The sequence below is a fragment of the Kluyvera sp. 142486 genome, from assembly GCF_046569695.1.
Lineage (GTDB): Bacteria > Pseudomonadota > Gammaproteobacteria > Enterobacterales > Enterobacteriaceae > Kluyvera.
In genome coordinates, this window is the sequence record NZ_JBKHUI010000001.1 from 193,353 (window position 1) to 207,533 (window position 14,181).

15 protein-coding genes are annotated in these 14,181 nt (G+C 52.0%); 7 read left to right on the forward strand and 8 right to left on the reverse strand.

Features of this window, described 5'->3' with window-relative positions:
* Positions 1-5 precede the first annotated feature (5 nt).
* The 4 genes from ACLGE8_RS00970 to fecE are packed head-to-tail and all read left to right on the forward strand — an operon-like array spanning position 6 to position 3,624.
* Positions 6-908, forward strand: coding sequence for a Fe(3+) dicitrate ABC transporter substrate-binding protein FecB (locus tag ACLGE8_RS00970; protein ID WP_410995864.1), 903 nt, complete (start codon positions 6-8; stop codon positions 906-908).
* Complete coding sequence (fecC, locus tag ACLGE8_RS00975; RefSeq protein WP_410995865.1) at positions 905-1,903, forward strand: iron-dicitrate ABC transporter permease FecC; 999 nt, start codon at positions 905-907, stop codon at positions 1,901-1,903. The genes ACLGE8_RS00970 and fecC overlap by 4 nt, the downstream gene beginning before the upstream one ends.
* On the forward strand, positions 1,900-2,856 hold the full coding sequence (fecD, locus tag ACLGE8_RS00980; RefSeq protein ID WP_410995866.1) for a Fe(3+) dicitrate ABC transporter permease subunit FecD: 957 nt from the start codon (positions 1,900-1,902) through the stop codon (positions 2,854-2,856). Before fecC ends, fecD begins: the two co-directional genes overlap by 4 nt.
* Positions 2,857-3,624, forward strand: coding sequence for a Fe(3+) dicitrate ABC transporter ATP-binding protein FecE (gene fecE / locus ACLGE8_RS00985; RefSeq protein WP_410995867.1), 768 nt, complete (start codon positions 2,857-2,859; stop codon positions 3,622-3,624).
* A 36-nt stretch (positions 3,625-3,660) separates the two neighbouring features.
* Here the strand turns inward: fecE and ACLGE8_RS00990 are convergent, their stop codons facing one another.
* Complete coding sequence (locus tag ACLGE8_RS00990; protein WP_410995868.1) at positions 3,661-3,948, reverse strand: hypothetical protein; 288 nt, start codon at positions 3,946-3,948, stop codon at positions 3,661-3,663.
* Between the two features lie 624 nt (positions 3,949-4,572).
* Here ACLGE8_RS00990 and ACLGE8_RS00995 point away from each other — a divergent pair.
* Positions 4,573-5,175, forward strand: a complete 603-nt coding sequence (locus ACLGE8_RS00995; protein ID WP_410995869.1) for a hypothetical protein — start codon at positions 4,573-4,575, stop codon at positions 5,173-5,175.
* A 337-nt stretch (positions 5,176-5,512) separates the two neighbouring features.
* Here the strand turns inward: ACLGE8_RS00995 and ACLGE8_RS01000 are convergent, their stop codons facing one another.
* The 4 genes from ACLGE8_RS01000 to ACLGE8_RS01015 all read right to left on the reverse strand — a co-directional run bounded on the left by ACLGE8_RS01000 (position 5,513) and on the right by ACLGE8_RS01015 (position 9,996).
* Positions 5,513-6,640, reverse strand: a complete 1,128-nt coding sequence (locus tag ACLGE8_RS01000) for an alpha/beta fold hydrolase (protein WP_410995870.1) — start codon at positions 6,638-6,640, stop codon at positions 5,513-5,515.
* 468 nt (positions 6,641-7,108) lie between these two features.
* Positions 7,109-7,825, reverse strand: a complete 717-nt coding sequence (locus ACLGE8_RS01005) for an SDR family oxidoreductase (RefSeq protein ID WP_410995871.1) — start codon at positions 7,823-7,825, stop codon at positions 7,109-7,111.
* Positions 7,826-7,882: 57 nt separating this feature from the next.
* Positions 7,883-8,485, reverse strand: coding sequence for a TetR/AcrR family transcriptional regulator (locus tag ACLGE8_RS01010; RefSeq protein ID WP_410995872.1), 603 nt, complete (start codon positions 8,483-8,485; stop codon positions 7,883-7,885).
* A gap of 101 nt (positions 8,486-8,586) precedes the next feature.
* The gene (locus ACLGE8_RS01015; protein ID WP_410995873.1) at positions 8,587-9,996 is read right to left on the reverse strand and encodes an MATE family efflux transporter; all 1,410 of its coding nucleotides are present in this window, start codon (positions 9,994-9,996) and stop codon (positions 8,587-8,589) included.
* Between the two features lie 220 nt (positions 9,997-10,216).
* Here ACLGE8_RS01015 and dsbA point away from each other — a divergent pair, with 220 nt between their 5' ends.
* Positions 10,217-10,840 carry a thiol:disulfide interchange protein DsbA gene (gene dsbA / locus ACLGE8_RS01020; RefSeq protein WP_410995874.1) on the forward strand — a complete coding sequence of 208 codons (624 nt, stop codon included), beginning with the start codon at positions 10,217-10,219 and terminating at the stop codon, positions 10,838-10,840.
* A 194-nt stretch (positions 10,841-11,034) separates the two neighbouring features.
* Here the strand turns inward: dsbA and ACLGE8_RS01025 are convergent, their stop codons facing one another.
* The gene (locus ACLGE8_RS01025) at positions 11,035-11,334 is read right to left on the reverse strand and encodes a putative quinol monooxygenase (protein ID WP_410995875.1); all 300 of its coding nucleotides are present in this window, start codon (positions 11,332-11,334) and stop codon (positions 11,035-11,037) included.
* Positions 11,335-11,452: 118 nt separating this feature from the next.
* Here ACLGE8_RS01025 and ACLGE8_RS01030 point away from each other — a divergent pair, with 118 nt between their 5' ends.
* Positions 11,453-11,770 (forward strand): YebG family protein, encoded by a 318-nt coding sequence (locus tag ACLGE8_RS01030; RefSeq protein WP_410995876.1) that lies wholly within the window; start codon positions 11,453-11,455, stop codon positions 11,768-11,770.
* A gap of 127 nt (positions 11,771-11,897) precedes the next feature.
* On the opposite strand, the gene ACLGE8_RS01035 is transcribed toward ACLGE8_RS01030, so the two are convergent.
* Positions 11,898-12,308: an ASCH domain-containing protein gene (locus ACLGE8_RS01035; RefSeq protein WP_410995877.1), complete on the reverse strand. Its 411-nt coding sequence runs from the start codon at positions 12,306-12,308 to the stop codon at positions 11,898-11,900.
* Positions 12,309-12,527: 219 nt separating this feature from the next.
* A complete protein-coding gene (locus tag ACLGE8_RS01040; RefSeq protein ID WP_410995878.1) occupies positions 12,528-14,027 on the reverse strand; it encodes an aldehyde dehydrogenase family protein in 1,500 nt (499 codons plus the stop codon).
* Positions 14,028-14,181 lie beyond the last annotated feature (154 nt).

Sequence of the window (14,181 nt, forward strand, 5' to 3'; positions counted from 1 at the left end):
TTCATATGTTCACACAATTACGTACGCTATTCGCCGCTCTGCTGCTGGTAACCAGCCACGCCTTTTCCGCCACGGTTCATGACGAACATGGCACCTTTACGCTTGATAAAACGCCACAGCGGATAGTGGTGCTGGAACTGTCGTTCGCGGACGCACTGGCCGCTGTCGATATCAGTCCGGTCGGTATTGCCGACGACAACGATGCCACGCGCATTCTTCCAGAGGTTCGTGCCCATCTGAAACCCTGGCATTCTGTCGGCACGCGTGCGCAGCCGAGTTTAGAAGCCATCAGCGCGCTGAAACCGGATCTGATCGTTGCCGACAGCAGCCGCCATGCGGGTATTTACAACGCCTTACAGCAAATCGCACCGGTGCTGCTGCTGAAATCTCGCAATGAAACCTACGCTGAAAACCTGCAATCTGCGGCTATCATCGGCGAAGTCGTGGGAAGAAAGGCACAAATGCAGTCACGCCTGGCGCAACACAAACAACAGATGTCAACGTGGGCCAGCCAGTTGCCAAAAGGCACGCTGGTGTTATTTGGTACATCTCGGGAGCAGCAGTTTAACTTTCACACCCAGGAGAGCTATACCGGGAGCGTTCTGACCGCGCTGGGGCTGAAAGTGCCTGCCGCGATGGCGGGTGCCTCTATGCCATCCATCGGCCTGGAACAGCTGCTGGCGCTCAATCCTGAATGGTTGCTGGTTGCGCACTATCGCGAAGAGAGCATCGTGAAACGCTGGCAGCAAGACCCGCTGTGGCAGATGTTAACTGCGGTGCAAAAACAGCAGACGGCATCGGTCGACAGTAACGCCTGGGCACGAATGCGCGGCATTTTCGCGGCCGAGCGCATTGCCAGCGACACGGTAAAAATCTTTCATCACCAGCCTTTATCCGATGTGAAATGACGGTTCTCAGACACCCGGCGCTGCAGTGGGGGCTTCCCCTTGCCGCGCTTATCGCTATCTTCTGGCTGAGTCTGTTTTGCTACTCGGCCCTTCCTGTTTCTGGCGTTGACGCCATTCGCGCTCTGCTGCCCGGACATACGCCGACGCTTCCACAAGCGCTGGTGCAAAACCTTCGTTTGCCGAGAAGCCTGGTCGCCATGCTCATTGGCGCAAGCCTGGCGCTTGCGGGAACGCTGCTGCAAACCCTGACGCATAATGCCATGGCTTCCCCTTCGCTGCTCGGCATTAACAGCGGCGCGGCGCTGGCGATGGCGCTCACCAGCGCCATCAGCCCTGTGCCCGTTGCGGGTTACTCCATCGCCTTTATCGCCGCCTGTGGCGGTGGCATAAGCTGGCTGCTGGTGATGACCGCAGGTGGTGGATTTCGCCACACACAGGACAGAAACAAACTGATCCTCGCGGGTATCGCGTTCTCAGCGTTTTGTATGGCCCTGACCCGCATCACCCTGCTGCTCACAGAAGATCACGCCTACGGCATTTTATACTGGCTCGCGGGGGGTGTTTCCCACGCCCGCTGGCAGGAGTTCTGGCAGCTTTTCCCGCTAGTGGCGGTTGCTGTACCGGTGGTGTTGCTGCTGGCTAATCAACTGAACCTGCTTAACGTCAGTGACAGTACCGCCCGCACGCTGGGGGTGAATCTGCCGAAGCTACGTTTAGCCATCAACATTCTGGTGTTGCTTCTGGTCGGTGCCTGCGTCAGCGTGGCCGGCCCGGTGGCATTTATCGGCCTGCTGATGCCGCATCTGGCTCGCTTCTGGGTGGGATTCGATCAGCGCAAAGTCCTGCCGATGAGCATGCTGATGGGCGCGACGCTACTGTTGCTGGCAGATGTTCTGGCCCGTGCGCTGGCCTTCCCCGGCGAATTGCCCGCTGGGGCAGTAGTAGCGCTGATTGGCGCGCCCTGCTTTGTCTGGCTGGTCAGGAGGCGCGGATGAAAATGGCGATAGTGATTTTCATCGCCCTCGCGCTAGTAGGATTTTCGGCGCTGTCGCTACAAATGGGGGTGATTGCCGTTCCCTGGCGCGCCCTGCTGACCGACTGGCACACCGGGCGCGAGTATCATTACGTATTAACCGCCTACCGTCTGCCGCGACTGCTGCTGGCGCTGTTTGTCGGTGCCGCCCTCGCGGTGGCCGGCGTGCTGGTGCAGGGGATCGTACGCAATCCTCTGGCATCGCCGGATATCCTCGGCGTAAACCATGCCGCCAGCCTGGCCTCTGTAGGCGCACTGCTTCTTTTACCGTCACTATCGGTGATTGCACTGCCGCTGCTGGCCTTTGCCGGAGGCATGGCGGGTTTGATCCTGCTGAGAATGCTGGCGAACACCAGCCAGCCGATGAAGCTGGCGCTCACGGGTGTCGCGCTTTCCGCCTGCTGGGCCAGCCTGACGGATTATCTGATGCTCTCGCGCCCGCAGGATGTCAACAGCGCCCTGCTCTGGCTGACCGGCAGCTTATGGGGCCGTGACTGGAGCTTTGTGACGATTGCCGTCCCGCTGCTAATGTTGTTTCTGCCGCTAAGTCTGGTTTTTTGCCGCGATCTCGACCTTCTGGCACTCGGCGATGCGCGCGCCACCACGCTCGGCGTGTCGGTGCCGCGTACCCGGTTCCGGGTTTTGCTGCTGGCGGTCGCCATGACATCAACCGGCGTGGCCGTCTGCGGCCCGATTAGCTTTATCGGTCTTGTGGTGCCGCATATGGTGCGCAGCCTCATCGGTGGACGCCACCGCTGGCTGCTGCCCGTTTCGGCCCTGACCGGTGGCGCGCTGCTGGTCATTGCCGATCTGCTGGCGCGAATTATTCATCCCCCGCTGGAACTGCCCGCTGGCGTGCTGACCGCTATTATCGGCGCGCCGTGGTTTGTCTGGCTGCTTGTGAGAATGCGATAAATGACATTACGAACTGAAAATCTGACGGTCAATTACGGTACCCATAAGGTGCTTGATGGCGTTTCACTCACTCTGCCAGCGGGAAAGATCACCGCCCTGCTCGGCCCTAACGGTTGCGGGAAATCGACGCTGTTAAACTGTTTTTCGCGGCTATTAATGCCGCAGTCCGGCGGCATATTTCTCGACGAGAATCCCATCAACGCGCTCTCATCGCGCCAGTTGGCCCGCAGGCTGGCGCTGCTGCCGCAGCACCATTTAACGCCAGAGGGAATTACCGTTCAGGAGCTGGTGTCGTACGGTCGCAACCCGTGGTTGTCACTCTGGGGGCGTCTTTCCGTTGAAGATAACGCGCGAGTCAATGCTGCCATGAGCCAGACTCGGATCGACCATCTTGCCGATCGACGGTTAACCGATCTTTCCGGCGGCCAGCGTCAGCGCGCCTTTCTGGCAATGGTTCTGGCGCAGAATACGCACGTTGTTCTCCTCGATGAGCCAACCACCTATCTCGATATCAATCACCAGGTGGAACTGATGCGGTTGATGGGCGAGCTTCAGGCTCAGGGGAAAACGGTGGTCGCCGTGCTGCACGACCTCAATCAGGCCAGCCGGTACTGCGATCATCTGGTGGTCATGGCGAACGGACATGTTATGGCGCAGGGCTCACCAGAAGAGGTGATGAACCCTGAATTGCTGAGAACCGTATTCAGCGTGGAAACGGAGATACACCCCGAGCCGGTATCCGGCAAGCCGATGTGTGTCGTGAGGTAGATGGCGTAACGCGGGTCATTAAGAAAGCACACGTTGTCAGTCTTTCTGTATTATCAACCGCGAATAGACGGTGGATTTACTTGGATCTGACGACGATAACGATGCCATCTGATCGCTCACTTGCACAACTTTCCAACCCTGTTTTGCCAGTTCAGGGAGTGTACCCTTGATTCCCCCTCCACAAGTGAAAACGGTACTGTCAGTAATATCCTGACGCCCACTTGCCACCGCGCCAACTTCCGGGGAACCACAAAAGTGCGCTTCCCCGGCCACTGCCGATGCACTTAAGCCAAGCAGAACCATTACCAGCAACGAATTTTTCATCAGTTCCTCCTATTTATGATGTTATATGCCACCGCAGGTAAGGCCGAAACGACTACATTAATAGTCATGGTACGTGATTTAAAATCGTTGTCGTTACAACCAGCAAGAAGCAGAGTCCGTATTCCAACATTGAGTAAAATCGTTGTTTTCATAACCATTCAGCCAATGGATAAAAATATTACAGCGATCTGCTTTCAGCAAGCCAGCGTTAAATGCTTCGCAGGAAAGCACTAATAATAATGATGTGTAAGAAGTATCAATCTATAAATTTTAATAAAGTCAAGAAAAGCGGCTAGAGAGAGAAATCAGAAAAGCGATAAGGCGTTAGAGAATTCAGAATCGATTGAAGCTTAAGATTGTCCGTGGCAATTCAACCTGGAATCAGAAAACAATGCTGCGTAAGCGGTATTTTTCATTCCAATGATGCTCTTGAAGGCTATCGCCAACTTCTTCTCCTCGCTCAAAACAGTCTGTCCGTTAGCTGTGTTAGCTGGGGTGAGTCTGAAGCTGTGCAATAATCCTGCTTTTTTTGGCAGGCTTGACGGTCTCCCGGAGCCCAAATATAGTCATTACTGTCCAGATTCATTGAAGTTTTAATTTCACTTAAAGTTCCCGAGGTTCAATATGGCCATCCCCTTCATCCCTATATTAATAGGTAGCATCATTAACGCTATTCCGGTATTAGCGTTGTATTTTGCCGTGGGTAAGAGCATTAAACGACTGGCTCCATTAGTTCTCTTTTCAATCATATATACTGCTGGAAATTCCATATACTGGACTTATCGTCAGGTTGACGTGACGCTGATTATCACGTCTACCGTCATAGGATTTGCAGGTTTGATTTGTCTTGGGTTCATACACGGACGCGAAAATGGAAGACTGAAGTCATGGTTTCTCGCAAGTAGCGCCCTTATTCTATGCTCGGTTATTCCATTCGTACGGTTGCTAGTCTTTATCGGTCAAGTCTCGCCTACGTTTTTTTATCCGTTGATAACAGTGTTACTGGCTGTGGGGATTCTGTCATTAGCTTTCAACCGAGGTCTTGGTGCGCCATTGACTAGCGGGAATGCATATCCAAACGGAACGACTTATAAGCCTTATTCTACCCAGACAGAGTTAGAAACGGATTTAGCCATCAAAGGCAGATCTGTTTTGTCAGATACAACGCGAAGTGAAGCCGAACGAGAAAGACTTCGTCAAATGCTGAACGATAAGTACGACGATTAACTCAAGCCCTTCAGTCGCCACGTTGTTAACGTGGCGCTTTCAATTCACCTGACCTGCCATCCGTTTTTCATTCGCCATATTTTCAATAATGTCCGCAGTTCACTCACGGCGAGCGTTTAGTTCAGTCAAATCGTCCGCTTAGTGCCAGGAGCGGACAGCCTGTCTTAGAATCGTGCTGGGGGCACTTGGGGTGTATCATAAGGATCGGTTTACCGATCCTTATCTGATTTACATCGCACAAGGGCCTGGCCGTCGACGAGCATCGCCCGAGCCACTTTGGTATTGCGAATCCCCGACGCCCCATGCTCTGAAGTGCTCAAGTAGTGCGAGAAGTGGATCAATTTTCGGAGAGATTCAATTTTCGCTGAACATTTGTAAAGTATTCAATGAGAGCCTGGTTGACCTCCTGACTGTGTTCCTGCTGTATCCAATGACTGCCATGTGGAATGATGACTTGTGTCACTCGTGGAACTAATTTCGGAAGAGCTGCCAGGCTGGCCTCGCCATTCGGATTGGCGATGACGGGATCGTCACTGCCCGCGATAAACAGGGCTGGCTGTTGAACTTTTGCAGATTCCAGCGGGGCGCTGTCATACCAGTTTTGGTCGATGTTCCGATACCAATTGAATGCACCTCGAAAACCCGTCTTACGAAATTCATTCGTAATGTACTCTAAGTCTTTCTCCGACAGCCATTTAGGGAGTGTGTTGGGTACAGACTGGATAGGAAGAAAACCAGCACCTTTGTCCATCAGGAACGGGCGTCCCGAAGGGTCTGCTCTTCCATTAGAAAAGAGGCTAATAAAGGTGCCGCGCGTATCCCGTTCGAATTCTGCTTCAGCGACACCTTCTTTCTGGAAGTAAGTCCAGTAATGCATTTTATTGCCTGGAAGGTTTCGGAGCATTTCAAGAGGCGGCATCGGCGCACGCGCCGTGAATGGGACACTAAGTGCAGCGATGGCAGGGAACATGTCCGGTCGCAATTGAGCTGCCAGCCACGTAGCGCTGGCGCCAAAGTCATGTCCGACGAGGTATGCTTGCTCTTCGTTGTTGGCGTGTACCAGGCCAACTAAATCACCGACAATCCGCATCAAAGAAAAACTGTTCTTATCCTGGGGAGCCTCCGTCTGCCCGTAACCTCTCATGTCAGGGACGACCACATGAAATCCAGCTTTTACCAGTGCAGGGATCTGATATCGCCATGAATACCAGGACTCTGGCCAACCGTGGACGAGCACCACTAAAGGACCTTTTCCGGCTTCAACGTAATGTATGTTTATTCCGTTTATTTTCTTTATATGGTGTTTCAGGGTCAGGTCAATGTCGCCATTTCGCAGGGATGTAATCTGGCCCGTTTCCTCGGTTCCAGTTCGCGATACTGCCGGTGCAGGAGCGGCAAATGCAGAAGCCGCAAGTATAGAAGCCGCAATTGTGCTCAGTAAAAAAGTACGAAGGTGGATGGTCATTGATATGCCTCTTTCTTAAGTGAGTGATAGGAAAACTGATTCCTGACCATAGGCCTGAGCATAGCCGGGCTAGTGTGGCCACCTCGCGACTGTCAGGTTTCATTTAAATCTCCAGAGTGTTTGATCAGGCAGAAGACCTCACGATAGACATGGTTTCTCCTGCGAACCCCTTTGAGAAAATCTCTTCTGTCTTCTTGCATATAATTTCTCCCCAGTAAATATTCATAATTTGATAATATACTGGATGCATAAGCTTTAATTATCTGGCTGACAGTTTTATGCAATAAGAGAATTTTAATTTATTTCGCTAATCTGTCTGACTGGTTGCTCTGGATGCAGTAATTCGAGCATTATACGGCCATATAAATAATAAACCCCATGGGGATTTAAAATGAATATGGCCATGCCCGTCCAACAACGTAGATTATGCGGTGTTACCAGCTATTGAAAAAATCGAACGGCCGTTATTTAGAATGCGGAAAAATGATGCTCAAGGCCTTTTGGATTGCCACCCCACAATCCCGATACCTGCTGTGAAACCGGATCCGGATAAATATCTTCCAGGTCGTTGATGAGCCCCTTAACAATCTCTTCGGCAGCAACATTAGCCGGTGTTTTGTCGATCGGTAAATCAGCAGACAGTCGGGTTTCTATCGGACCTGGATATATACCAACAACCTTAATATTCTTTGGCTTTAAAAGGCCCCTGGCAGCCTGTGTTGCTGAATGCATTGCTGCTTTAGACGCAGCATACCCGGCTGTGGATGCCATAGGAGCAAGTGCCAGTACGCTAAGCACGTTAGCAATCACACCTCTGCCGTTCTTCTCCATTCCAGGAATAACGGCCTGCATGACTCTCATGGTGCCAAAATAGTTAACATTCATGTCCGAAGCTAAATCATCCTGCGTAGCGGTTTCAATATTGTTAGAGAGCATTGCACCGGCATTATTCACCAGAATATCAATTGACCCAATTTCTGCCACTGCTGCGCTGACGTCTTCGGGTTTAGTAATATCAAGCTTGATGAAGGTAACCCTTTCGTCACCGAATTCTGGTAAATTACCCAGTTCCCGGGTGCCGGCATAAATTTTTCCTGCACCATTTCGGATGAGAGCATGAACCAGTTCTGCGCCTATACCGCGGTTGGCGCCTGTTACTAAAATTGTTTTACCCTGAATGTTCATATTATTACCCGTCTGCCAGTCATTCACTGTTAGTGAAGTATTGAGATTGTGATGCACTTATGTGCAGCGTTGTGTATCTGCTTTCTCTGAAAGCATTAATGCCGTTCTTTTTCCGTCAACCAGTAATTGATCTGATAACTCTTTATCGGAAATAATGCGCGCCAGCTGCAGCGTTCCGATCATTACAGCCCAGATGGCGCTGGCAACTCGCATGCGGGTTGCTGAGTCTGTCTCCTGAGGAAGGCAGTCTGAAATACGCTCAATTATCCGGGTTATCTTGTCTGACACCATGTCACGCGTGTCTGTTGGTCGATTCTTGAGTTCAGACGCGAGCGCCGCGATTACGCATCCAGATTCTGGCGAGTCCCGATGCCCCTCACTGAGATAGCGGTCCAGGATCAGCTGAATAGTGAGCTTTTCATTATTTTCCGGAGCGCCAAACGCTGCGCAAAATGTTTCATCTGCAGCGAGACAAACCGCTTCTTTGATCAGCTCTTCCTTCGACTTAAAGTGGCTGTAAAATCCTCCCACCGTAAGCTGAACATCAGCCATAAGGCCCGCTACACCTACCTTTTCGATACCTTCAGTACGAAACCTCTTTGAGGCAGATTCAACGATTTTTTTATGCGTTTCTTCTTTATGATCTTTGGAATATCTCATGCTACGTTCCTCATCCTGCATTATCTGAATAGTATTATGGCGATAATACTATTCAGGGCAAAGATTACGATCTATAACTTTATCCGGTAACCAGCAACAGCTTAAGACCGGACCGTCCTGAGCGCGGACGGATTCTGTTTATTGTATTTGGGCCACATCGCCCCCGAGCGCTCGATCACTACACTCATAAGAGCAGCTATCACCATAGATCCCATGACGATAACAAACAGTCCGGCCTGACCCACATTGAAGTACTCGACTGCAATCCATCCGCCACCGGCTGCGAGGATTAAACGAACGGTTCCGACCAGGAACATTTTCCACATATAACCGCTGCCCTGCGCAGCAAACCCGAGTGCAAACAAAATGCCGTTGGCTGCGTAGAAGGGAGCAACAATCTGCAGGTACAGTTCGCCAGTAACCAGAACGCTTTCATCATGCGTGAACAGGCCAAGCCAGACGCCAGGAAAAACTGCCACTAATAAGCCTACAACCTCGGTGAATACCACACTGACAGCAACACCGACCCAGGTAATACGTTTCGCTCTGTCTATCTGACGGGCACCTACGTTAATCCCGACCATCGTCACAATGGCCGTACCAATCCCGAACAGCACGGGGATCAGAACATAGTCGAGACGGGATGCTGTACCAAAACCCCCTATGGCATCGACACCAAACACGCCTACAGCCCCGGTAACCAGTAAAACCATTACATTGAGCTGGATAGTCCCCAGCGCAGCAAGCAGGCCTACATTGAGAATTTCACGGAAAAGAGGCCAGCGTAAACGTACCAACGTCATCCGGATACCGGCACGACCACTGGCCATGTAACGCAACATAGCTATTGCTGCAATCCAGTAAAAAATATTAATTGCCATACCTGCCCCCGCTAACCCAAAGCCCTTAATCGGCCCCAGGCCAAAGATCAGCAAAGGGGAAAGCGGGATCAGCACCAGGGCGCCAATCAGCGTGACGGCCGCAGGTACTTTCACATTGCCAATACCGCGTAAAACGGCAGAAAGAAGATTGACGATCCAGATCGGCACAGATGCAAAAAATACATAGACAGAATATTCATGTGCGGCACTGAGTGCCTCACCAGCCCCGCCCATAGCCGCATAAATATGTTCGCCCAGACCGATAAAGAAGGCTGTAAAAGCAAGACCAAAAACTATGGCTACCACAACCGAATGCAGGATGAGCGCATTAACATCGTCATGTTTCCCGGCACCCGTTGCGCGGGCTACAGCTGAGGCCACGCCGCCACCAATTCCACCGGCTGCCATCATGGTCATCAGCATCCATACCGGGAAAACAAGTGCGACGCCAATCAGCGCCGGTGTTCCTAAAAACGATACGTAATACGTTTCGGCTACGCTGACTAACGTTTGCGCAATCAGAACGAGGATCGTAGGAACAGCGAGCTGCATCATTGTGCTAAAGACTGGCCCGTTAAGAATCGCTTCCTGCCGGGCTAGTTTGGCCGCCTCGCGACTGTCAGGTTTCATTTAAATCTCCAGAGTGTTCGATCAGGCAGATAACCCAGGACTGGGTATAATTTGCACCAGCGGGCCTCTTTATATTATGATCATAATACTATGGGATTCAAAAAAGAAAGCTCTTTATGAAACGCCAGCGTTTCCTGGTGCTGAAATGATCTCTAAGTTACCGAAATTACATGGAAAAATATTTTCTTATCACTGAGTACAGTACTGGAGGTTATGGTTCATGAAGATTCTATTAGCAGCTTTTGCCTGCATATTTCTCACAACCGGCGTTAATGCAGCGCAATTTAATGAAGGGAAACAGTACATTTCTTTGAGCAAAACGGTACCTGATGCACCCGAAGTAATGGAGTTTTTTTCGTTCAACTGTCCGCATTGCTATCAGTTTGAACAGGTCATTCACGTCTCAGACAAAGTCGCTGAAAAACTACCGGCAAACGCGAAGATCGTTAAGTATCACGTCGAGTTTCTTCCGCCGTTAGGCAAAGAACTGACGCAGGCGTGGGCAGTAGCAATCGCGTTAGGCGTTGAAGACAAAATCACATCCCCTATGTTCGAGGCGGCACAAAAGAAACTCAGCATCAGGAATATTGATGATATCCGTAGCGTTTTTATTGATGCTGGTATCAAAGCAGAAGACTTTGATGGTGCGTGGAACAGCTTTGCTGTGAAAGCCTTAGTGGCTAAGCAGGAGAAAGCGGCTATGGATGTTGAACTCAGAGGGGTTCCGGCGATGTTCGTCAAAGGTAAATATCAGCTGAATCCGCAGGGGATGGACACAAGCTCGCTTGATATTTTTGTTCAGCAATACGCGGCGACGGTTAAGTATCTGATTGAAAATAAATAACGTCAACCTTTCAACAATGAAACCTGGCGGCAGCAATGACGCCAGGAATGATCTACACAAAAGTCCCTGGCAATAATTTGCCTGTCACCATTATCTCGACGTCTGCTTTTCGCTCACAGCAGACCTTCACTCATCTCGCCATAAGCAAACGACGCAGGTTTCCTACGTTGCCCGCGTCATACCAGAAGCGGGCTTTATTTCCCCGGTTCCACCCGAACATCCATCAGGATGTACTGCGCCGCTTTACGCGCATATTGATCAATCAAAGGAACCAGTCGAGTGAAATGTTCGCTGGCACAGTGCGCCTCTAGTGCTGCCCGGTCTGGCCACTCTTCAATGAAAATAAAATGCCCCGGATCTTTTTCGTCCCGGTATAAATCATAAGCAATACATAGAGGCTCTTTCTTCGTTGCCGCAATCAGCTCGCGGTAAAAAGGGAGCACGATGTCGATGCACTCGGGGTTGATAAAATCTTCGGCGATAACCTTTAGCATGCAAACTCCTTTATTAAAAATGGCACGAGCATTTTTACGCGTCAGGTATACACATTTTCCCTGCAACGCCGCCTCATAACTGATACACTGGATATAATCACAGTGCAAGGGGCAAATAATGGCCGTTGAAATAAAATTTGTTGTCGTAAGAAAAGGTGAAGAGAAAATGACATTTGCCAGTAAGAAAGAGGCTGACGCTTACGACAGGCTGCTCGACATGGCAGAAGCGTTCACCGACTTGCTGTTGCAAGGCGGAACGTCGATGGATGAAAAACAGGCTGAAGATCTTGGGCTGTATCTCGCTGAGCAGAAAGTGGCCGTGCAGCATATTCTGCGCACCAACAAACTCCCCGACCTCAATATTCCAGCTGAAACAGAGATGCCTGAGCCAGATACGTCTGGCAGTAAAAAAATCAAAGCCGTTAAAGCCGCTTAAATACCAGCATGTCGCATCGCTGATCCTGAAGCCGTAAGCAGAATACTGCTCACGGCTTTTTTTGAATATAGGACTCCGCACTCTCAAAGTGCAATTTCATCTGGCTAGTCTCGAAAAAGTTAACGGTCTACAGAACCTCAACAACCTCAAATTCCTCAGCGATCAGTTCCATATCCTCCGAGAAAAAACCTTCACGGGTAAAGAATCGCTGATGTTCCCTCTGCCAGTATTCAAGACTCAGATCGCCTTCCCCCTCCTTTCGTGCAAACTCGGCCGTCACATCGCAAAAACGCACGAGCCGCATTGAAACGAGTCGGGTCACGCATACTGGCGCATTCTGGCCATCAAGAATAATGTTGTAGCTCCCAATCGCGGGAGCAGATGCTTCCTGCTGGTAAGAAGATAACGATCCGCATGAGGCCGTTTTCATCCCTTGTTTGATAAGCGCGGCAAGCTCGTTGGCCAGTTCCGGGCTATCTCCCATTTGCCAGGCGTTGGCACCCGGATATCTCAGTATCAATTGATCAATCGCGCCCATTTAAAAAACCTGCTAAGTCGTTAGTTGTTAAGAAACTGCCCAGCAGCAATTTATCGAACATCTGTGGATAATAGCTACTGATTTAAGAGAGATAACGTCTGCGTTTGTAGACGCCGTGGAGGATGGGTTTTGATTGGAGGTGTGGGTCTTTGGCTATGTGCAGGCCCCCTCACCCTAGCCCTCTCCCCACGGGGAGAGGGAACGGTTGGGTGCGGTATATTAGTAACGGACACACACTGACTTCGTTTCACACCAGTCGTTCAACCAGTCCGGCCCAAAATCACGCCCGGTGCCCGACTGCTTCATACCGCCAAACGGCAGGTTGGCGTCAATCAGCGTGTGGCTGTTGACCCATACCGTACCGGCCTGCAGGCGATCGGTGTAGTCCAGCGCTTGCGTCAGGTCACGGGTCCAGACGCTGGCGGTCAGGCCAAAGTCGCTGTCGTTGGCAAGGCGCAGCGCCTCTTCACCGTCGGCAACGCGCACCAGGTTTACCACCGGGCCAAACACCTCTTCGCGGGTTAAGCGCAGGTTAGCTTCCGGGTTGATAACCAGGGTTGGCGGAATGTAGAAGCCCTGCGCGTCCGGGCCAACGTTACCGGTAATCAGCTCGGCATTTTGTTTGCGGGCGTCATCAAGATAGGCCGCCACTTTGGCGCAGTGCGCCTGGGAAACCACCGGGTTAATCTGGGTGGTCTCCAGCATGCCCGGCCCCACCTGCAGCGACTTCACCGCCTGCTCGAAGCCGCTGACCAGCGTGTCGAACAGCGGCGCTTCAATATAGATACGCGAACTGGCGGCACACACCTGCCCCTGGTTCAGGAAGCTACCGGTCATCAGCCCTTCGATAACCCAGGCCGGGTCGGCGTCTTTCAACACGATAGCCGGGTTTTTGCCGCCCAGCTCCAGCGTGACGCGGGTCAGGCGGTCGGCAGCCACGCGGGCAATCTGTTTGCCGGTGGCGGTAGATCCGGTAAAGCTCACTTTCGCCACATGCGGATGCGAGGTTAGCGCCGCGCCGCACTCGGCGCCGCTGCCGGTCACTACGTTGAATACGCCTTCTGGTACACCCGCCTCAATGGCTAATTCAGCCACGCGCAGCAGGGTCAGCGGCGTGGTTTCCGACGGTTTGATGACGATAGAACAGCCCGACGCCAGCGCCGGCATCACCTTCCACATGCCGATCATCAGCGGGAAGTTCCACGGCACGATACCGGCAACCACGCCAACCGGCTCTTTTTTGGTCCACGCCTGGTAGCGCGCGCCCTGCGGGAACGGGATGGAAACATCCAGCGTGCGGCCGCTGATCTTGGTGGTCAGCCCGGCGGTGTAGCGCATCCAGTTCAGCGTGCAGCCCACTTCAAAGGCGCGGGAAATATTGATCGATTTGCCCTGCTCCAGCGTTTCCAGCTGGGCCAGCTCTTCGCCGTTTTGCTCAACGAGGTCAGCAAAACGCAGCAGAATACGTTCGCGATCGGCAGGCGTGCGCCCGGCCCAGCTGCGGGAGACAAACGCGCGCCAGGCGGACATCACCGCGTGGTCAACATCAGCCGCGTTAGCATCCGCGGTGGTGGCAATCGCCTTGCCCGTTGCCGGGTCCCAGACGGTGAGACGTTTTTCACTCTGCGCCGCCTGCTGCGCGCCATCAATAAACAGGCCATGCTGACGGTCTAAAAACTGCTGCACGCTCGGGAGCAGTGCTACCTGTGATGAGGACATATCGTCTCCTTATTCTTCGCGGTTAGTCGTTTCAGTCTACGGCGGGTCAGGAGATCGCGCTTTTGTCTCTGTGACATTCGCTTGTGCGGCTGTGACAGAGACCGCAATTAAACAGATTGCTCTGGCAGAAATGTGCAACAGGTAATAGTTCTTT